Origin of the sequence: Psychrobacter sp. Ps1 (genome assembly GCF_022129425.1) — a bacterium.
In the GTDB taxonomy this organism is placed as follows: domain Bacteria; phylum Pseudomonadota; class Gammaproteobacteria; order Pseudomonadales; family Moraxellaceae; genus Psychrobacter.
Window position 1 is genome coordinate 29,723 of sequence record NZ_JADQAN010000019.1, and the last position, 19,470, is coordinate 49,192.

A 19,470-nucleotide genomic window follows, 5' to 3' on the forward strand; every position below is an offset into this window, starting at 1 on the left:
ATGTGATATGGATGAAAAACTGACGAATTATAGCACTTTCATAATTGAGATAAATGGATTGAGTGTGGAAATCACTTAAGTGACGGTGCATCGTTTTTCGTTGCATCAGCGACTAACTGGCGCAACCTTGCCCATTCAAAAAAATCACCAGGGTCAGTTTTACGCCTAGGCGCGATATCGCTATGGCCTGTCAAGTGGCGACGTGTTTTGGGGTAGGCCTTATAAATAGCGGCAATTACTTCGGCTAGCTGCTCATATTGAGCAGAGGTGAAGGACACAAAATCCGACCCTTCAAGCTCGATGCCAATGCTATAATCATTACATTCAGGTCGACCCAAGTAGCTAGACCGCCCGGCATGCCACGCCCGTTCGTTGAAATTGACGAACTGAGTGATAGCGCCATCACGTTCGATAAATAAATGCGCTGATACTTCCGCGCCTTTAATTGTTTGAAAGTAAGGATGAGTATCCCAGTCTAATTGATTAGTGAACAATGCTTTCACGTAATGCGTACCATTAGTGTCGCAGGCACCAAATTCATTCGGTGGTAGGCTGATATTGTGTACGACGATTGCGTCAATACTTAAACCTTTTGGCCTTACATTATAATTAGGTGAAGCCAACCAAGTGGCTGCCGAAAGTAGACCATCTTTGATGGACATTGGCGACGTAGGTGATGAGTTTGGTGATAATACGGGCATAATGCTCTCTTTTTATACTAGTATTGATAATGGTGTGATAAACAATCTATCTAAGTAGCTAAATGATAGTGGGCGATGCGTTTGATTTTTTGACCCAGAAACTTTAATAACGCTGATAGCGTATGAATAATAACGTGCGAGATTCTACCTCATGTCTATAAAACTGACGTCCATACCTATCGATTGTACGCTAATGACCATTGGCCTGCGAGCACGTCTGCCATTGGCTATAGCAGGGCTGCTACTCTCAGCTCAAACACAGGCATTTCTACCAACGCCGCTGTCCGTCCTTGAATCAGATACATTGTCACCTGACGTATCTAGCACATCACCTACTAGCACAGCACCTACTTATTCTAATTCAGATGCATTATCTGAGCCGGACAATATTAATAGTACTGAACTTAATATTCAAAAGAGTACTTTATCTGAATCAAGTTTAGTGACAGAACGGCTGCTATCGATATGGCGGCAGCAAGTAAAAACAGACAAGTTGGCACAGCATACAACATGGCGGCGCTTGTTGTATTTTTACGATGATAAAAACAGTGTATTGGGTAAAAAGAAAACCGAGAGTTTGGTTGATGATCCGAGATTTTTTCTAAGTAAGAATGGTCAACGGGATTCAGGTGCAGAGTTGGATGCGATGCTCGCGGCACTTGCACAAGAGTTGGCGTCATCATCAGCGACTGATCACAACCAAGCCAAAACTGATGCCAATAATAATTCTGTCTTATGCCGTTTCCCAGCACGAGTGGCATGGTTGACAGAGGTGCTAGCGATCGATGCTGCAAGTCTATCCGCTGACTGTCCAGAATTGGATGAATGGATGTCGACATTGGCGCCTGAGCAGCTATCTATCATGTTTGCGCAGGAGTACTTGGACAATCCGCTCTCTGCATTTGCTCATACGTTGCTACGCATTGACTCAAAAGCGAGCATTGCTGATCCAAACCAAATTGATAAGGCTTATGCGCTGAACTATACGGTAGACGGTGATCCAAACGACAGTTTCCCGATCTATGCTACCAAGTCAATGATTGGTAGCTACAACAGTGCTATCGAAATTGACCTTTATCCAGAGATGCTAGCGAAATACCTGCAAGATGATGAACGTGATACGTGGACATATCAGTTGAGTCTGACGCCAACGGAAGTTCAGCAGATTATGCGCCACGTTTGGGAAACCAAAGCATTGAAAATGCCGTATTATTTCACCACGGACAATTGTGCTTCTGAGATTCTGCGTCTTATTGATGTGGTCCGCCCGCAGCAAAACTTACTGAGCCAATTGTCTTATGCAGTCGTGCCTTCTGATGTGATTCAACTATTAAATGATAAGCAGTTACTGGCAAGTACCACTTATACACCTGCTGATAATACCTTACGTCAAAATCAGCTCAATGAGAAAAAACAACAGCGCGCGCAGTTGGGCTATCATAATAGTGCCAAACAAACCGTGAATAAGATCAAGTCTGCACAGCTCAACCCTGTATCGAGCATGTCAGCTGATGGGCAAACACTACTCAAGCGTCAAATCGACGTATCGGATAATAATCCAATAGACAGGCATACGCTACAATTGGGCACGATAGGTATAGGGAAACGTGGTGACGATGACTATATAGATATTGGGTTTCGAGCGGGATTTCATGATACGCTTGACCACGCCTCAGGGTATCCACAGTTTTTTAACTTAGAAGGGTTGGCTGCGACATTACGACTGTATGACACAGATGATAATAATCCCAATCAGCCAGACAATGTGACCTTGCAAAACGTCACTTTGATTCGTGGCCGTTCTTTTAATCCAGTCAATGCAGCCAAAAAAGGCAATACTTGGGGCGCCAGTATCGAGGCGACGCGAGTAAATGATGGCTCGCAAGAGGCAGGTACGGATCATCTGGTCGGTAGCGTGGGTTACGAAAAAGGCTGGTCATGGGCATTTGGTACACCAGCCGCAGGTACTGGTGAGATGCCGCCGCAACTGTGCTATACCCTTTTAGCAGGTACGGGGCAAGTAGGACGAGGTATCAATAAAGGTTTTCGTCTAGGCGCAGGTATCAATGCAGGCTGCCGTTATCAGATTAACAATCAGTTACGCGCGCAAGCTGAATTGCAATTGCCATATTGGTATCATGGCAGCAGCGATGAAACCAACGTCCGTGGTCATTATTGGCAACCAATCTCAAGCTTAGGGCTGCAATACGATATTGATAAAAAACAAGCACTACGTATCAATGCTAATTACGAATGGCAAGATCTTATCGATGCCAATGATGATATACAGCTATCGTACAGACGATACTTTTAGGCACTGATTTAGATATTGGTTTAGACAATGAGTTAGCCGTTGATTTAGGTATTAATTCAAACAAAATGGCTTCTAAGCACTGTCATGTTTGTATAAAGGAAGTTGTATAAAGGAAAACAGGCTTTATGAGTACGCAAAATTTACTAATTATCGGGCAAGGTGATATTGGCCTACCAGTGACCAATAAACTCGCCCAAGATGGCTATTGTGTGACTGGGCTGGCTCGTAGTGAGCGCGAATACTATGATTTGGTAGATAGTGCAGATTTTTTGCAGGCTAATGCGTTGACTTTGACTGCTGAGCAGCTACAAGCATTTACTCATATTGCGATTATCGTCACCCCTGACGAGTATTCAACCAGCGGTTATCACGACAGTTATCTAGCGATTAGTCAGCATTTGGCAACGCTTGCTCCACAGCTTATTAAACTTGAACGTGTAGTATTCATTTCTTCTACTGGTGTCTACGGTCAGGACAATGGCGAATGGATTGATGAGCATACTGCACCTGTTACGCCTGCGCGTGAAGCCTCAAAAGTTATATTGCAAGCAGAGCAAGCGCTGCAACAAGGCTTCGGTGATAAAGCCATTATTATTCGCCCCAGTGGTATCTACGGTCGCGAGCGCTTAATGCGACTACGTAAGGCTCGTGAGTCAGATAAAGATCCAGTGCCAGCTGAGCATTGGAGCAACCGTATTATGGATCGCGACTTGGTCAATATCATCGCCAAAGTGTTGACGATAGAGACACCAAAACCTGTCTATCTAGCGACGGACTATAGACCTGTTACTACGTTTGAACTAGGTGTTTGGCTTAGTGAGCAGGTTGGCGAGACACCTCCTACTATTGATAATACAAAAACCTCAGTGACAGGAAAACGCTTGCACAGCAACATTCCGTTAGCTTGGCTTGATTATGCTGATTGGCAGACAGGCTACCGAGATATTTTGAATTATCAAGAGTAAGCCTTTAGAGCTGAGCCCTAAAGAGTAAAATAGTCCTTGGTATAATCGTTCTTATTTATTTTATAGTTTATGGAGATTTCATGTCCCAGCCTTCTACTTCTGATGACCGTTTGTCTCATGCTAATCTGGCAACAGAAGGCAGGCAGCTGGCAGAAGGTCACGTCCGAAAAAAGGCTGAGCAATCGTCTATATTAGCTGATTCACAGCAACCTGCGATCGTACATCCTAACTTTGATCCCAAACAATCTCCTCTTGATCCTGCCAGACCATTAAGTGATATACCTGAGCCTGCTCGTCGCCTAAATGGTCAACTGCGCAGGCTTTATGGTAACTCGACTCGGTTCTATCAGCCCAATGCAGACAGCTTATCGAAGTGGTCGCTGATTGCTTCAGAAGCACTGGCTGAGCATTTATCATTGCTGAATGCGGCCCAGCTTATCGAATTGCCGGATAGCTTTTATCAGAATCACAGTGAGCAGCCACTAATATCGACATTATCGGATATGACGTTGTTAGATATGTCAGATATTCAACAGGCGATTCGCGCTTATCCAAAACTGAACCGTTACGGGTTTTTGCCTATTGATAGCGCTACAGGAGTTGAGTCAAACAACGATTCAGATGATGACTCAAATAATTACAGAAAGGCTGAGAAGCTTGTATTATCTATGCGCGCATTGACCAAACGTTATAATCCGGATGAGCTACTAAACAGTCTGTATGCCGACGATTGGCAAGTGATACTACAACCGCAGCAGTTTGAAACAGGCCAGGGCAGTTTGGCCACGGATATCATGGCATGTAGCGTGGCTGTCCATGCGCTAAAGCAGTGTAGTACCCGTAAGAGTATCAATCATAGTTATAGCGCCGCAGAAATTTGTCAGTATGTGCGTAGCTATTTGCTGAGTCAAATCGTTTGTGAGCCATCGCAGCGCCACGCATATCGTCAGATTCGACTATTTGCTGGTCATATTATTGTTGCCGCTTATCATTTGGGCTGGGAGATACAAGTCCGAGCAGATGGACAAAGCTATTTTAATATCTCGTCGCGTAGTGGTTTGCTGACTCGCTATGCCAATATGCAGGATTATGCGATCAATGGTTGGTCAAGCTGATCAATAATGCGTACAATAATGCAAATTTTTTGCCCCCTCTTTTTGCTGATAGGAATGTCATAATGTCTCATGTAACACGCCCTCAAGACCCTACATTTTCATCTCATCAATTTATTCAACTGGCTCTAGACAACCAAGTGCTCAAGTTCGGTGAGTTTGTCCTAAAGTCTGGTCGTATCAGTCCGTACTTTTTTAATGCAGGCTTGCTTGCGACTGGTGAGATGTTGTCGTTACTAGCACGTGGTTATGCAGATGCCTTAGCTGAACAAATAAGTGCAAATAATGGCGATAATGAGCAAGAGCTGGTCATCTTTGGTGCGGCTTATAAAGGCATTCCTTTTGTCGCAGCGACGGCGCAAGCGTTATGGCTACATCATGGCATTAATGCCAAATGGGGCTATAACCGTAAAGAAGCCAAAACTCACGGCGAAGGCGGAAATTTGGTAGGTGCTGACGTAACCGGCAAGGCCGTTTGGGTACTTGACGATGTCATCACAGCGGGTACAGCCATGCGCGAAGTGGTCGAGATTTTAGAGCAAGCAGGCGCAAGCGTTGCTGGTATTATCGTTGCACTCGATCGTAAAGAAAAAGGTCAAGCCGAGCACTCTGCTATCCAAGAGCTTGCCGCGACACTAAAAGTGCCTGTACGTGCATTGGTCGATATCGATGATTTGATCAGTTATTTAGCTGATGACCATGGTGCACAAAACGGCCAGCATAAAGACGCGACCCAGTTAGCCAAAATGCAACACTACCGTGAGCAGTACGGCGTATAGTTGGGCACTGATGTTGTTTAATCAGTTTGTTTCATATTAATAATATAACGTAAGTGAGTCTTATCATGAGCCAACAAAAACAAGAAAAGTCGCTAAAAATACTCGTTATTATGGATCCGATCGAGCGGGTTAATTATAAAAAAGACACCAGTCTCGCTATGATGTGGGCCGCTCAAGACCGTGGCCATCAGCTCGGTTATTGTCAGATTCATGACCTGTGGTTGGACCGTGGTCAGTTGATGGTTGATACGCAGCCACTGACAGTAAAGCGTGATCCTGCAGATTTCTATACATTGGGTGATAAAAGCACAGGGCCAGTCGGCAACTATGACGTGATTTTGATGCGCAAAGATCCACCGTTTGATATGCGCTTTATTTATGCCACTTATATGCTTGACCATGCAAAGGCGGCAGGCGTACTCGTGGTCAATGATCCACAAGCGATTCGCGACTGCAATGAAAAGTTATTTGCGACATGGTTTAGCGATTATATGAGCCCAACGATTGTGACTAGCAAACAAGCACACATTCGTAAGTTTATCGCTGAACAGCAGGACGTCATCGTCAAACCATTAGATGGTATGGGCGGCACTGGTATCTTTCGCTTAACCGCTGATAGCCCAAACATCGGAGTGACATTAGAGATACTGACTGAGCTTGAGACTTTGCCCATTATGGCGCAGCGTTATTTGCCGGAGATTAAAGAAGGCGACAAACGCGTATTGATCGTCGATGGAGTCGTGGTAGATTATAGTTTGGCTCGTATTCCAACCAAAGGCGAGACCCGTGGTAATCTAGCAGCTGGTGGTAGTGGCGTTGCTATGCCATTGACTGATATCGAACGCCAAGTAGCAGAAGTTGTAGCGCCAATTGTCAAAGAAAAAGGCCTAATGTTCGTTGGTCTAGACTTGATCGGTGGACGTATCACTGAGATTAACGTCACTAGCCCAACGTGCGTACGTGAGATTGATGACCAATGCGGTACAGATATCGCGACCGATTTTATCATGGCGATTGAGAATAAATTTACTGCGTAGTTTTAGCTATGTTCAGGAACGTTTTGAGTTCAGGAATGTTTTGAGTTCAGGAATGTTTTGAGTTCAGGAATGTTTTGAGTTCAGGAATGTTTTGAGTTCAGGAATATTTTGACTACGTAAAACCCATATTTTGAGGGTTTGTTAGTCATGGATTTTCCTTACCGTTTATTAGTATCACACGACGCCAAGCCGTGACCGATCATGGCTTGGATTTTTGTTATTTTTGCTGCATAAAGTACTGTATATAAGACAATGATTTCCTCTATACTATGCGGGCTTTGGCTAGGTCATTATTTTTTATAATTGTCACTGCAGCAGTGAGATAAACCCTTCATATAAATAAAGTAAAGATAGGCAGGCGTTCATGAAAACACCGCATATATTGATGATGGCAGCTGGTACGGGCGGGCATGTTTTTCCAGCGCTTGCAGTGAGCGACGAGCTGACCCAGCGCGGTGCGGTTATTCATTGGTTGGGAACGCCAAACGGTATGGAAAATGGTTTGGTTGAGCCGACAGGTTATCCTTTTCACGCTATTAATATGCAAGGACTTCGTGGCAAAGGCGTTGGTCGACTATTAAAGCTACCAATGACTCTGCTATCCGCGACGATGGCAGCCGTGAAAGTGATTCGTAGTAATCAGATCGATGTAGTCGTTGGGTTCGGCGGTTATGTCACTGCACCCGGCGGTATCGCTGCGCGCATGACTAACATTCCGTTGATTATCCATGAGCAAAATGCCATTGCTGGCATGAGCAACCGCTACTTATCTAAACTGTCGACCAAGACATTACAAGCGTTTGAGAATACCTTTGCCAATAGTCAGCAAGATGCCAAGCTTGAGACAGTGGGCAATCCTGTACGTAACGCCATTACTGGTGTCGCAGAGCCAACGGTACGCTACGATGTAAATGACAGTTCACCGCTTAAACTGTTGGTAGTCGGCGGTTCACTTGGTGCTCAGGTATTAAATGATACAGTACCAAAAGCGTTAGCATTATTAGATCAGCCGTTTGAAGTCTTACACCAGTGTGGACGCAACAATGAAGCAGCCACGCAAGCGGCTTATAGCGAGCAAAACCTAAACAACCATCAGTTTACTGTACAGCCTTTTATTGATGATATGGCTGCAGCTTATAACTGGGCAGACATCATCGTTTGCCGAGCAGGTGCATTGACCGTGACGGAAATTCAAAATGTCGGCATCGCCGCTATTTTTGTACCGCTACCGCATGCAGTGGATGACCATCAAACAGCTAATGCACGCACGCTGACCTCACATGAAGCTGCAATTTTATTGCCGCAGTCAGAGCTAACTGCCAAAAGTCTCAGTGACGAGCTCGGCGCACTCAATCGAGAGAAGTGCTTGGCAATGGCTAAAAAAGGCCATGCATTGGCCAACCGTAGTGCGAGTAAGCAAGTTGCTGATATCATTTGGCAAGCGCTATAGTCTGTCATCTATACCCTCATTTGAATTTACTAAGTTTTATTGACCTTTAATAAAGAGAGATCCTTATGCCTACCTCTGCGAAAGCTCTACCTAAGCGTTTGATTGAAATACCAGAAATGCGCCGCATTCAGCATTTGCATTTCATCGGTATTGGTGGCTCAGGCATGTGCGGTATCGCTGAGGTGATGAACAATCAAGGCTATCAGGTCAGTGGTTCTGACATCGCAGAAAGTCTAGTGACTAAGCGTCTACAGCAGATTGGTATTGAGATATCGATTGGCCATGACTCTAAAAACATTGCCAATGCTGATGTTATCGTTGTCTCATCAGCGATTGATCGTAGCAACCCTGAGGTAAAAGCAGCGCTTGAAGCTCGCCTGCCAGTAGTACGCCGCGCTGACATGCTTGGTGAGCTAATGCGCTATCGTCATGGTATCGCAGTTGCTGGCGCGCATGGTAAAACGACAACGACGAGTTTGCTAACCACAATGATGGCAGAAGGACAGCTAGATCCTACCTATGTCATCGGCGGTAAGTTAAATGCGTCAGGCAAAAATGCGGCATTGGGTAGCAGCCGTTTCTTGGTAGCAGAGGCTGATGAGTCTGATGCATCGTTCTTGTCATTGCATCCGATGGCCGCGATTGTGACTAACATCGACCAAGACCATATGGAAACCTACGAAAACAGCTTTGATAAATTAAAAGCCGCTTATATCCAGTTTCTACAAAACATGCCGTTTTACGGTTTGGCAGTGGTCTGCGGTGATGACCCTGAACTATATGCAATGATCGATGATATCGGTCGTCCAGTATTGACCTTTGGTCTTGAGCCGTTCAATGACGTACAGGCTGTAGACTTGGTGACAGAAGGGACCAAAACTCACTTTACCGTACTGCGCCGTGACCGTGAGCCATTACGCCTAACGTTAAACATTCCTGGTACACATAACGTTTATAACGCGCTTGCTGCCATCACGATGGCGACTGACGAAGGCGTTGATGATGCAGCGATTGAGCGCGCCCTGCAAAAATTTGAAGGCGTGGGTCGTCGTTTTGAGCAGCATGCTTCTGTCGATATCGATGATGGTAATGTCTTATTGATTGATGATTATGGTCATCATCCAAAAGAAGTCGATGCGACCATTAAAGCCGCTCGTCAAAGCTTCCCTGATCGTCGTTTAGTGATGCTATTTCAGCCGCATCGTTATAGCCGTACCCGTGATTGCTACGATGATTTTGTAGAAGTGCTATCGAGCGTTGATGAGCTATTATTATTAGATGTTTATTCAGCAGGGGAGAGTCCGATTACGGGCGCTGATACCAAATCACTAGCTCGCAGTATCCGTTTGCGCGGTGAAGTTGAACCGACTATTATTGATAAAGACAATCTAGCTCCTGTTATGCAGCGTTTGTTAAAAGCCAACGACATGCTGATTACCCAAGGCGCTGGTAATGTCGGGCAGATTGCTATCGATTTGGCTGCCAATAACCTTTATATTAAGTAAGCTAAAATTTAGGGACGATCCTCATGACAACTGATAATAAAGACAATAATAGCACTCAAAATGCAGCTATCAATGATACATCTTTAAACACGACGACTCATGCAAAAGACGCCAGTCAGTTTGGCAAAGTAGCCGTTATTTATGGTGGCAGTAGCAATGAGCGCAGCGTGTCTTTGGACAGTGGTGCGGCAGTATTGCAAGCGCTCCAAAACCAAGGCGTTGATGCCACTCATTTTGATCCAAAGCACCAAGACATCACTGAGCTGCGCAAATATGACCGCGTGTTTAATGTGTTGCATGGTCGTGGCGGCGAAGATGGCTTGTTGCAAGGCGTATTACAGTGGTTTGATATACCGCAAACAGGTTCAGGCATTCTAGCTTCTGCACTAGGTATGGACAAAGTACGTACCAAGCAATTGTGGCAAGGCTGCGGCTTATCAACTGCACCATTTTCATTATTGACAGCTGATACTGACTGGCAGCAAGTGGTTAATATGTTAGGTCTGCCACTTATCATTAAACCAGTTCATGAAGGTTCGAGCATTGGCATGACCAAGGTCAACCACCTTGACGAACTGCCTGCCGCTTATGCAACTGCAGTGGAGTGTGGTGACGCGGTGATGGCTGAGCGCTGGATTACAGGTCGCGAATTTACGATTGTGATTATCGATGATGAAGCCTATCCAGTGATTCGTCTCGAACCAGCTGATATCACTAATTTCTATGATTTTGAAGCCAAGTACAATCGCAACGATACCAGTTACTACATTCCCTGTGGATTGAGCGCTGCTGATGAAAAGCACTTGCAAGATTTAAGCCTTGCGGCATTTCGTGCAGTAGATGCAAAAGGCTGGGGGCGTATTGATGCCATGCAAGACGAAGCAGGCAATTTTTGGTTGCTCGAAATCAATACCGTACCAGGTATGACCAGTCACAGTTTGGTTCCGATGGCAGCTAAAGCTCGTGGACTAGATTTTGATGCACTATGCTGGCATATTTTGGCACAAACGTTGTAGCTATTAGATTGATTGTATTCAATTGAGAAATGATTATATTTGTGTCACTAGAGCTGCTATACCACAGCTTCATGTAAACTTGTGTAAATTCGCTGCTACTAGTTGGTGTTTGGCTATTGTTTAACCATAAAATACGTTAATATTGTAAGAATAGGTCTATTTCGGTAATATTTATGTTGTTTTGTGAATACAACTGATAACTTATTCATAATTTAAGAAAAATGTTACGTTTAAATCAACGTAATCGCTGTATATAAGCTATATTTTTAATAAAATTTGATAACATATCGACTTAATAAGCTTCTGCCAAAAATACGCAGATTTATATCAATAAATAGCATGATCAGTTTTATGCAAATATAGGGACAAAGGTCGTTATGGCTCAAACTGTCAACGAGGTAACTGACTTGATGAGTGATAAAGCCGGTCGCCCAAAATCTAAGATCCAAATACCGGCAACGGTAAAGTATCTATTTATGGTACTGGTCTTAGGTTTGCTAGTGCTAATATTAATGATGGGCGGCAAAGCGCTGCGTGATGCGCCGCCCGCAAATATTTATGTCAGTAATCAAGGTTTGTCTGCTGCTCAGTATGGCTCATTGCAAGACGTGATGGAACAACAACAAGTAAGTAGCTTCTTTACTTCTGATTTGCAAGCATTGCGAGACATTACGATGGGTTTAGCTTGGGTAGACCAAGTGAGTATCTCTCGTGATTGGCAACGTGGCATCGTCGTCAACGCATTACCCAAACAAGCAGTTGCTAATTTTGGTACAGAACGTTTGGTCGATGCAAAAGGGGCTGTGTTTGTTCCTGCTGATAGTAGAGATTTAACACAAGAGCGTTTTGCCACCCTACAAGGCGAGATGTCTCAAGCGCCAGTTATCATGCAACAAATGCAGCAGGTCAATGATTGGTATGCACCGCTTGGTATGCAGGTCGAAGATATCATTCTGTCACCGAGAATGACTTGGTTAATCCGCTTTGACAATGGGCTACGTGTGATTGTCGACAATGAAAATACGGCGCAAAAACTACTGAATTTAAGCCAGTTGCTTGGCAATCAGTTAAGTACGCGTCGAGATGAAATGCAGTCTGTAGATTTACGATACAAAAACGGCTTCACTATTGCTTGGAGCGTGACACAGAGTGCTGAATCAGAATAGCCTAAGTAAGCACTACATCTATGCATAACCGATGTGAGCTAATACGGTTTATTTAATTTGAAGAAAATATGTACAACATCATAGCGTATTAGTAACGCTTTTTTTAATGATTTAATAGAAGAGTATCACTTGCTCTTCTATTTAGCGATAATTTGTCTGGTACCATGAAAAATAATGAAAATCTGGTTGTTGTCCATCTAAGTGCCACGGCAGTATATGTCGTCATAGGCAATGTTGTCTCTGCAAAAGACATTCGTATTTTGGGCGTAGGACAAGTTAAAAACAGCGATTTTTATCAAGGTCAAATAAAGCATCGTGAACGTCTGCAAGGTGCTATTAAGCAAGCCATTCAGGAAGCAGAAGACACCGCTAACTGCCGTGTGCATAGTGTTTGGTTAACGCTTGCGACACCTGAGCTATCTAGCAAAAACAGTGCTGGAGAGGTCAAAGTAGAAGATGAAGTGGTACGTGCCAAAGACATGGTACAAGCATTGGCCAATGCAAAGTCGCGTGATTTATCATCTGACTATTATTTGATGCATTGCTGTCAGCAAGGTATCTATGTCGATGAGCAAGATTTTATGGTGGATGATGTCATCGAGATGATGGCACACAATATCACCGTAATGTACCACATGATGATGATGCCTGTTGCCAGCCGTCAGAATATCCAAAAGCTATTACAAAGTTGTGACGTCGGCATTGATCATATTGTTTTCGATGCAGTGACCAGCGCTGAGTATAGTTTGATGACTGAGGAGCGCCAGCAAGGCGTTTGCTTGGTTGATATCGGTGCCAGTACGACCAGCATTTGTGTTTATAAAGAGAATAAGCTGATTTTTACACATTGTATAGCAACAGGCAGTCATGAAGTGACAATGGATATTTCAGCTGATTTTGGTATTTCCATGATTGAAGCTGAAAAGCTGAAGAAGTCTCATGGTACAGCTGATGTTAATAGTGTCGATCCAAGCGCCTTCTTTTTATTCAAGCCTCAAGGATCGGGTGACGAAATCAATATTGGTATCTATAACCTAGCACGCATCATTGAAGCTCGTTACGTTCAGATATTTACTGAAGTAGCGCGTCAACTACACGAAGCAGGTTTGATAGGCTATATCGATAAAGGGATTGTGTTGACTGGCGGCGGTAGTACGATTAAAGGTATGATACCCTTTGCCAAAAAGCTACTAAAAATGCCTGTCGTACTAACAAACACCCATCCTGCTATCAGTGCTTATAATCATTTTGATAATGATGAGTCATTTAAGCTACTTAATAGTCAAGTGAATGACCGTGCTTATCAGACGGCTTTTGGTACGTTGTTATACAGTCAGAGTGAGCAATTCCGCCGTAGCGAAAAAAGTGAACCTGAAGCGATTCAAAACAATCGAGTATCAGGCGTGTTTCGGAGTGCGGGTCAACGGTTTGCAAATGTTTTAAAGAAAATATTATAGTTTTGTTTAACAGAATATCTAGAGCATCCATACATTATGGAATGTCTCTAAGTTGGTTAAGCAAAAAAAATAGAGCAATATTGCGAATAAATTCGTTTTAAAAATAAAGTATTAAGTAATAATGACATATTATTGTCTATACTGATCGATTTTAGCCATACCCTGTTTTATTTAAATACATTTATATATAGTATGTCGATAGCGCGCCACATGAGTGCGTTACTATGTATCGACCATCACGCTATCTGCAACTGGAGAATCTTTTTTATGTCAAAATACACCATGCCAGATGATAATCAGCTTCAAAACAATGGCCAAGCAAGCTTCACAGTATTCGGTGTGGGTGGTGGTGGCGGTAATGCTGTTGAACATATGGTACAACAAGGGATTAGAGGTGTGACGTTCGTCTGTGCGAATACGGATAAACAAGCACTTGATCGTTTGACAGCACCGCATAAGTTACAACTGGGCGCAAAAACGAACCGTGGTCTAGGCGCTGGTGCCAATCCAGAAGTCGGACGTGAAGCAGCAGAGAGCGAAGAAGAAGCGATCCGCGCGTTACTCGAACATTCTGACATGGTCTTTATTACCGCTGGAATGGGCGGTGGTACGGGTACGGGCGCAGCACCAGTCGTGGCTCGTATTGCTAAAGAGATGGAAGTATTGACGGTCGCTGTTGTGACCACACCTTTCAAATTCGAAGGCGGTAAACGTATCAAGGCGGCCAAAGCAGGTATTGAGCAGTTGACCAACTTCGTTGACTCTATCATTACCATTCCTAATGATAAGTTGATGAGCGTTTATGGCAATATCTCTATGCAAGATGCGTTCAAAAAAGCGGACGATGTGTTATTACACGCCGTGCAAGGTATCGCTGAAACCATCGCCAGCGAAGGTATGATCAATATTGACTTTAACGATATTCGCACCGCAATGACTGCCAAAGGTCATGCGATGATGGGTATTGGCCGTGCCAGCGGTGACGATCGTGCGCGTCAAGCGACTGAAAAAGCCATCAGATCACCGTTACTTGATGATTTACGTTTAGAGAATGCCAAAGGTCTACTGGTTAACGTGATTTCATCTGAGTCTTTGTCATTGGATGAAATGAGCAAAATCAGTGCAATCGTCGAAGAAATTACTGATATCGATGATGCTCATATTTTCTACGGCTCTGTTATCGATGAAAAAATGGGTGATGATTTGCATGTCACTGTCATCGCAACTGGCTTAACGTTAGATGAAAACGCAGGTCAAGAGCCAGAAGTAGTAGAGCAGCCAGTACCTTCTGTTAATAGCACGCAACCTGTTGATCCCAACGTGCATACCAGCGCTTTAAACAGTCAGAAGCAGTTACAAGCTCAGCAGCATCAAGATAGCGTTGCACGTCCTAGTGCAAATGCACCTCAAGAGCAGCCTAAGACTAAAACAAACAGTATTCAAGACTATTTAAAGCGTCAACAGAATAAATAGTAATTCTAATTTACTGTAAGTAAGAAAAAGCCAGCATTTTAATGCTGGCTTTTTTGTGTTTAAAGAAAGATGAACCGTTTTCTATAAGAAAGATTATGACAATTTTCTATGTAATCTATATGTATATAACCTTCGAAACTTATATGAGTCTCGTTGTTTTATAGCATTAGATAGGTCATATAAAGTAAAAATCAGAAATAGGAAGTTGACGATAAGTGTTATCAATCAAGGAGATAAGAAAATTAGCGCTTTTTATATATAGCGAATAAGGGGTCGGTAATGGTACACTATGTCAATTGTAACAAAATATGTGAGAAGACAACCATGAACCAAAGAACCATAAAAACAGCAATAGCCGTTACGGGTACTGGTCTACATAGTGGTCAGCCTGTTGACTTGGAGTTTCATCCACAGCCGATTGACACTGGTATTGTTTTCGAGCGCTCTGATATAGAAGGTAGTCAACCAATTCCAGCAAGTGCGTTTTTAGTACAAGACACCATGATGTCATCGAATTTAGTGTTTGGTGGTACGCGAGTGGGCACGGTTGAGCATCTGCTTAGTGCCATCGCTGGGCTAGGAGTAGACAATCTGTTAGTTCGGGTTTCTGCTTCAGAGATACCAATTATGGATGGTAGCGCTGCGCCTTTTGTCGCGCTCTTACTTGATGCAGGATTTTGTGAGCAAGAAGCGGCCAAGAAATTTATTAAAATTATACGTCCAGTACGAGTGAAGCTAGAAGATAAATGGGCAGAGCTAGGTCCTTATGAAGGGTATGAATTAAATTTCGAAATTGATTTTGATCATCCTGCATTTGATAAGAACTTTCAGCATGCACAGTTGCAGTTCTCTACACAGAACTTTATCGAACAATTAAGCACTGCGCGTACTTTTGGATTTTTACGTGATATAGAAGCACTACGTCAAAATAACTTAGCACTTGGCGGCAGTATGGAAAACGCCATCGTTATCGATGATGCCAACATACTTAATGCCGAAGGCTTACGTTTTAACGATGAGTTTGTTCGTCATAAAATTTTAGATGCTTTAGGAGATTTGCATCTGATTGGCTACCCAATTTTAGGTCGTTTTAATGCCTATAAGTCTGGTCATGCTCTAAATAATTTGTTAGTACGTGAAATACTGTCTGACGAAGATAACTTTGAAATTGTAACTTTTGATGACAATGTAACCTGTCCTATCGAGTATTTACCGCTTAATGATTTGGTTATTGAAGGATAAATACAGGAATATACAGGAAGTATCGAAACATTTACGCAATATTACATAGAAAGCCCATAATTACATTTATATAATATGCTTTATTTTGAATATATTGTCTATATGAATATATGAATTTTCCGTTAAGGCATATAATACAAAAGCTGTAGATGATTTTTAAGTCCTTTGTTAGTTATATCCATGATCTGGATGTAACTAACGGAGGATTTTTTTTGTCCAATGCATTACAAAAATCCATCTTTATCAATGCCATCACCTGCTCTTATTTACATAACTTTACATTTAACGGTCGGTATTTTTAATGATTAATCAAACGCAAAAGAGCTTTTTTGAGATTCTCATCAGTGGTGACATGCTCTGCGGCCTGTGATATAGTCCGTTTTGTGTTCTGGCTAAGCGCCTGATTTTCATTGGCTTTACGAGAATTTGGCAAGTGCAGTGATGATGTTGATGATTGTTTGGATGAATAATTATTGGCAGAGCTTTTAGCCACAACGACGCGAATTTGCTTGAGTTGTTTAAATGTAATTGACTGCTCTGTTAGTATTTGCAAATACGAGCTATGTAAATAGCGAATATGATTTGCTGCTGTCATTGAGCTAACACTTAATATCAACTGCTCAGGTGTTAAGCCTACAACCCAACAGGTATTGAGTATTTCTTCAGGTAGACAGTCTACCAATAGCTCTTTTATCTCGTTGGTTGCTTCTATATATAGTCGCATGTTGTTAGCAAGGGTTTGAGGTAGCGCGCTACCAGCAAATGCTTGATGATCTATAAGCTGGGCAAGCCGATTAGGTTGTTTTTTTGACATCGTAAGTACTCATCTAATAGGTGACAAACTCGATACTCATAACAGACATGCTAAAAGCAATATATAGCAGATGGCTTATAAGATAGTTGACTAGGTGGGAGGTACTACTGGCACTAGTCACTATTTGAAAAGAATGAACCGTTGTAATAGGGATTTTATCACGTCTATTTGATGATTATATCCTCTAAATTAATTGATGCTTCGTTACGGATGACGAGCAGACTTGTATTAACAATAGGTAGTAAATTTATGAAACAAGCTTTATTAATTTTGTCAGTATTGGGAATGGGTATCGCACAGACGAGTGGTGCTGCCGAAACAACCTTTCAACCAAATAATACCTTGAGTCATACCATCACAAATATTTCTACTTCTGCGAACTATGGTTCTAGTCGCAACATCTATAGCACTAATAGTGGTGCCCATGTATATAGCAATGATGAGATCAGTCAAGCAATTGACAACCTAAGCGCTCATGCTAAGCAAAAAGAATATCAGCTCGCTTCACTGACCAGTCGTTTGTCTTACGAACAGCGTCAGCAGCAAGCAAGCCGTGTACCTGACCGCAACTCTGCTCCTGCTATTGCAGCAGCAAATGCCTCTCGCGTCGCTCTATCTAGAAGCTCTGGTTACTGTGCTCGCTATGTACGTAAAGCATTACAATCAGCAGGTTATGAATTTACGCCTAACCCTTCAGCCTATCAGTACGCCTCTCGTGGCACGCTAGCCCAAGCTGGCTTCACCAAGATCAGTAACGACATGGCACCACAAGTTGGTGATGTTGTTGTCTATAACCGCACGTCAAGCCGTCCACACGGTCATATCCAGATTTTTGATGGCAATGACTGGGTATCTGATTTCCGTCAAAACAGCATCAGCCCATATAGCGGTAACTACAGCTATACGACATGGCGTGATTCGCAGTATGTTGATGATGCATCAGATCGTGGTATCTACCTTGCGATGGCTGACAAATAAACATCGGTTAAATGAAGTAAGCATCAGTTAAATAAGACTAAAGTTTTCTCCAAACTCAGTAATGCTCTTTATGACATTACTGGGTTTTTTTTGTACTTTAAATAATTATATCTAAGAATAGCTGTATTTAAATGAGTACAGCTCATACAACCAAATCAAAGCTCAAACTTTGGCCAATAGTCGCGATTGTGAAAATCAGGCGGGGATGCATGGCCCGAGGCAAAATATAAGTCAGTTTTGCCAAACCATAAGATGACACAAGGATGTATTTGTTCAATCTTCATGTTTGCAATAGCGTATTGTTGATTCGGTAGCTGCGTTATAGGTAGGCTAAAGCTGCGCTCATAATGAGCAGGTGTCTGCACTACCGTTGAAGTGCTAGATAGTAGGCTTGCTACTGATAAGGCTGTCAAATCCTTATGGTTGTTCCAACCAACAGATGCGCGTGTGGTTCCGTCGGTCTCGTACAACGGTACTGGCGGTAGTGCCGCAGGGTTACGATAGCTCTCAAATTGATAAAGTGCATAACGACCATCAGGACTCGCATTAATCTCTATATAAGCAGTTGTTTGCTGAAGTGGTATCTTGTGAGGTTCTGGATGGTGAATTGCTACGATATCTTCGTCATCATTCTTACAGCCTGCAATCTTGCTGCCAGCAATAAAACATTCAAGGCACGTCTCTTCCCATAGGTAATCAGTGAAATTTACTTGAGTTTGTTGCCATGTTCGCCAATTGAGTTGGTTTGCTAGAATTTGGCTAGGCAGAGTCACTTGATAGGTCAGCATTAGTTGCAAAGCTGGCTGTTGGATGATCTCTGTACTTACTTCGATAGAGATATTCTCAAGATCTTCTATAGACACGCCTAATTGCTGAGCGTCTTTTGCTATCGTCTCGGTGGCTATAGAGAGGTTAAAAGATTGGTTCATTATGGGTACATCTCGACGGTAATAATAAAGAGGTGATAGTGACAAGAGAAAGTATACTGATTAAGGGCACTAATACTATATGGTAAATATAACCGAGACTATCGGAAAACATAAAAGCCGCGAGCAATAAGCGTCGCGGCCTTTGTATTTCGTTATCGTTTGGCTATGATATAAGTGAGCATAAAACCCAGTCACTTAATGCCAGTCTATCATGACATATTACTGCGCGTGACGTGCTAGGTTAGACAGTTTTGGGTTGGCATTTGGGTTTTTACGTAGTAATAATGCCATACGACCAATAGAGTGAACCAAAGACGCATTAGCCGCTTTAGCAAGTTCAGCGCCAACGATGTCACGCTCTTCTTTCGTGCCAGCAGGCAATTTCACTTTGATAAGCTCATGATCTGTTAGCGCGCGATCGATTTCTTCAGTAATGGTTGGGGTAATACCCTTGTTGCCGATCATAACGATAGGCTTTAGCTCGTGACCGATGCCTTTTAGACGTTTGATGGTAGCGTTATCGAGTTGCATA

17 protein-coding genes are annotated in these 19,470 nt (G+C 43.0%); 13 read left to right on the top strand and 4 right to left on the bottom strand.

Annotated elements, in window-relative coordinates; all coding sequences use genetic code 11:
- Positions 1 to 71: 71 nt before the first annotated feature.
- Positions 72 to 701 (bottom strand): 1,6-anhydro-N-acetylmuramyl-L-alanine amidase AmpD, encoded by a 630-nt coding sequence (gene ampD, locus I3249_RS10245; RefSeq protein ID WP_238069879.1) that lies wholly within the window; start codon positions 699 to 701, stop codon positions 72 to 74.
- Positions 702 to 852: 151 nt separating this feature from the next.
- Here ampD and I3249_RS10250 point away from each other — a divergent pair, with 151 nt between their 5' ends.
- The 12 genes from I3249_RS10250 (at position 853) to lpxC (ending at position 16,217) form a co-directional block, all read left to right on the top strand.
- The gene (locus I3249_RS10250) at positions 853 to 3,015 is read left to right on the top strand and encodes a DUF4105 domain-containing protein (protein WP_238069880.1); all 2,163 of its coding nucleotides are present in this window, start codon (positions 853 to 855) and stop codon (positions 3,013 to 3,015) included.
- 125 nt (positions 3,016 to 3,140) lie between these two features.
- Positions 3,141 to 3,980 (top strand): SDR family oxidoreductase, encoded by an 840-nt coding sequence (locus I3249_RS10255; RefSeq protein WP_238069881.1) that lies wholly within the window; start codon positions 3,141 to 3,143, stop codon positions 3,978 to 3,980.
- Positions 3,981 to 4,060: 80 nt separating this feature from the next.
- Positions 4,061 to 5,095 carry a hypothetical protein gene (locus I3249_RS10260; RefSeq protein ID WP_238069882.1) on the top strand — a complete coding sequence of 345 codons (1,035 nt, stop codon included), beginning with the start codon at positions 4,061 to 4,063 and terminating at the stop codon, positions 5,093 to 5,095.
- A 62-nt stretch (positions 5,096 to 5,157) separates the two neighbouring features.
- Entirely contained in the window at positions 5,158 to 5,871 is a 714-nt protein-coding gene (gene pyrE / locus I3249_RS10265) for an orotate phosphoribosyltransferase (protein ID WP_102091878.1), read from the top strand.
- A 65-nt stretch (positions 5,872 to 5,936) separates the two neighbouring features.
- Positions 5,937 to 6,908 (top strand): glutathione synthase, encoded by a 972-nt coding sequence (gene gshB / locus I3249_RS10270; protein WP_179797594.1) that lies wholly within the window; start codon positions 5,937 to 5,939, stop codon positions 6,906 to 6,908.
- A gap of 364 nt (positions 6,909 to 7,272) precedes the next feature.
- A complete protein-coding gene (murG, locus tag I3249_RS10275) occupies positions 7,273 to 8,358 on the top strand; it encodes an undecaprenyldiphospho-muramoylpentapeptide beta-N-acetylglucosaminyltransferase (RefSeq protein ID WP_238069883.1) in 1,086 nt (361 codons plus the stop codon).
- Between the two features lie 65 nt (positions 8,359 to 8,423).
- Positions 8,424 to 9,863 (top strand): UDP-N-acetylmuramate--L-alanine ligase, encoded by a 1,440-nt coding sequence (gene murC / locus I3249_RS10280; protein ID WP_101205772.1) that lies wholly within the window; start codon positions 8,424 to 8,426, stop codon positions 9,861 to 9,863.
- A gap of 23 nt (positions 9,864 to 9,886) precedes the next feature.
- On the top strand, positions 9,887 to 10,879 hold the full coding sequence (locus I3249_RS10285) for a D-alanine--D-alanine ligase (RefSeq protein WP_238069884.1): 993 nt from the start codon (positions 9,887 to 9,889) through the stop codon (positions 10,877 to 10,879).
- Between the two features lie 377 nt (positions 10,880 to 11,256).
- Positions 11,257 to 12,045, top strand: coding sequence for a cell division protein FtsQ/DivIB (locus tag I3249_RS10290; RefSeq protein ID WP_238069885.1), 789 nt, complete (start codon positions 11,257 to 11,259; stop codon positions 12,043 to 12,045).
- 164 nt (positions 12,046 to 12,209) lie between these two features.
- Positions 12,210 to 13,502, top strand: coding sequence for a cell division protein FtsA (gene ftsA / locus I3249_RS10295; protein ID WP_057761435.1), 1,293 nt, complete (start codon positions 12,210 to 12,212; stop codon positions 13,500 to 13,502).
- A 267-nt stretch (positions 13,503 to 13,769) separates the two neighbouring features.
- A complete protein-coding gene (gene ftsZ, locus I3249_RS10300; protein WP_179797600.1) occupies positions 13,770 to 14,975 on the top strand; it encodes a cell division protein FtsZ in 1,206 nt (401 codons plus the stop codon).
- Between the two features lie 324 nt (positions 14,976 to 15,299).
- Positions 15,300 to 16,217: a UDP-3-O-acyl-N-acetylglucosamine deacetylase gene (gene lpxC / locus I3249_RS10305; RefSeq protein WP_238069886.1), complete on the top strand. Its 918-nt coding sequence runs from the start codon at positions 15,300 to 15,302 to the stop codon at positions 16,215 to 16,217.
- A 298-nt stretch (positions 16,218 to 16,515) separates the two neighbouring features.
- Here lpxC and I3249_RS10310 read toward each other — a convergent pair whose 3' ends face one another.
- The gene (locus tag I3249_RS10310; RefSeq protein WP_238069887.1) at positions 16,516 to 17,031 is read right to left on the bottom strand and encodes a hypothetical protein; all 516 of its coding nucleotides are present in this window, start codon (positions 17,029 to 17,031) and stop codon (positions 16,516 to 16,518) included.
- Positions 17,032 to 17,280: 249 nt separating this feature from the next.
- Here I3249_RS10310 and I3249_RS10315 point away from each other — a divergent pair, with 249 nt between their 5' ends.
- Entirely contained in the window at positions 17,281 to 18,009 is a 729-nt protein-coding gene (locus I3249_RS10315) for a CHAP domain-containing protein (protein WP_057761430.1), read from the top strand.
- Between the two features lie 155 nt (positions 18,010 to 18,164).
- Here the strand turns inward: I3249_RS10315 and I3249_RS10320 are convergent, their stop codons facing one another.
- Both I3249_RS10320 and I3249_RS10325 read right to left on the bottom strand, forming a co-directional pair.
- Positions 18,165 to 18,938 carry a hypothetical protein gene (locus I3249_RS10320; protein WP_201548763.1) on the bottom strand — a complete coding sequence of 258 codons (774 nt, stop codon included), beginning with the start codon at positions 18,936 to 18,938 and terminating at the stop codon, positions 18,165 to 18,167.
- A 219-nt stretch (positions 18,939 to 19,157) separates the two neighbouring features.
- Positions 19,158 to 19,469: a YhbY family RNA-binding protein gene (locus tag I3249_RS10325; RefSeq protein WP_057761426.1), complete on the bottom strand. Its 312-nt coding sequence runs from the start codon at positions 19,467 to 19,469 to the stop codon at positions 19,158 to 19,160.
- Position 19,470: the final 1 nt, after the last annotated feature.

Excerpts from the sequence above, each read along its gene's own strand:
- I3249_RS10285 (WP_238069884.1), top strand. The coding sequence starts at position 9,887 with ATGACAACTGATAATAAAGACAATAATAGCACTCAAAATGCAGCTATC.
- I3249_RS10250 (WP_238069880.1), top strand. The coding sequence starts at position 853 with ATGTCTATAAAACTGACGTCCATACCTATCGATTGTACGCTAATGACC.
- I3249_RS10290 (WP_238069885.1), top strand. The coding sequence starts at position 11,257 with ATGGCTCAAACTGTCAACGAGGTAACTGACTTGATGAGTGATAAAGCC.
- lpxC (WP_238069886.1), top strand. The coding sequence starts at position 15,300 with ATGAACCAAAGAACCATAAAAACAGCAATAGCCGTTACGGGTACTGGT.
- gshB (WP_179797594.1), top strand. The coding sequence starts at position 5,937 with ATGAGCCAACAAAAACAAGAAAAGTCGCTAAAAATACTCGTTATTATG.
- ampD (WP_238069879.1), bottom strand. The coding sequence starts at position 701 with ATGCCCGTATTATCACCAAACTCATCACCTACGTCGCCAATGTCCATC.
- I3249_RS10310 (WP_238069887.1), bottom strand. The coding sequence starts at position 17,031 with ATGTCAAAAAAACAACCTAATCGGCTTGCCCAGCTTATAGATCATCAA.
- I3249_RS10320 (WP_201548763.1), bottom strand. The coding sequence starts at position 18,938 with ATGAACCAATCTTTTAACCTCTCTATAGCCACCGAGACGATAGCAAAA.
- I3249_RS10255 (WP_238069881.1), top strand. The coding sequence starts at position 3,141 with ATGAGTACGCAAAATTTACTAATTATCGGGCAAGGTGATATTGGCCTA.
- I3249_RS10325 (WP_057761426.1), bottom strand. The coding sequence starts at position 19,469 with ATGCAACTCGATAACGCTACCATCAAACGTCTAAAAGGCATCGGTCAC.
- ftsA (WP_057761435.1), top strand. The coding sequence starts at position 12,210 with ATGAAAAATAATGAAAATCTGGTTGTTGTCCATCTAAGTGCCACGGCA.
- ftsZ (WP_179797600.1), top strand. The coding sequence starts at position 13,770 with ATGTCAAAATACACCATGCCAGATGATAATCAGCTTCAAAACAATGGC.
- murC (WP_101205772.1), top strand. The coding sequence starts at position 8,424 with ATGCCTACCTCTGCGAAAGCTCTACCTAAGCGTTTGATTGAAATACCA.
- murG (WP_238069883.1), top strand. The coding sequence starts at position 7,273 with ATGAAAACACCGCATATATTGATGATGGCAGCTGGTACGGGCGGGCAT.
- I3249_RS10260 (WP_238069882.1), top strand. The coding sequence starts at position 4,061 with ATGTCCCAGCCTTCTACTTCTGATGACCGTTTGTCTCATGCTAATCTG.
- pyrE (WP_102091878.1), top strand. The coding sequence starts at position 5,158 with ATGTCTCATGTAACACGCCCTCAAGACCCTACATTTTCATCTCATCAA.
- I3249_RS10315 (WP_057761430.1), top strand. The coding sequence starts at position 17,281 with ATGAAACAAGCTTTATTAATTTTGTCAGTATTGGGAATGGGTATCGCA.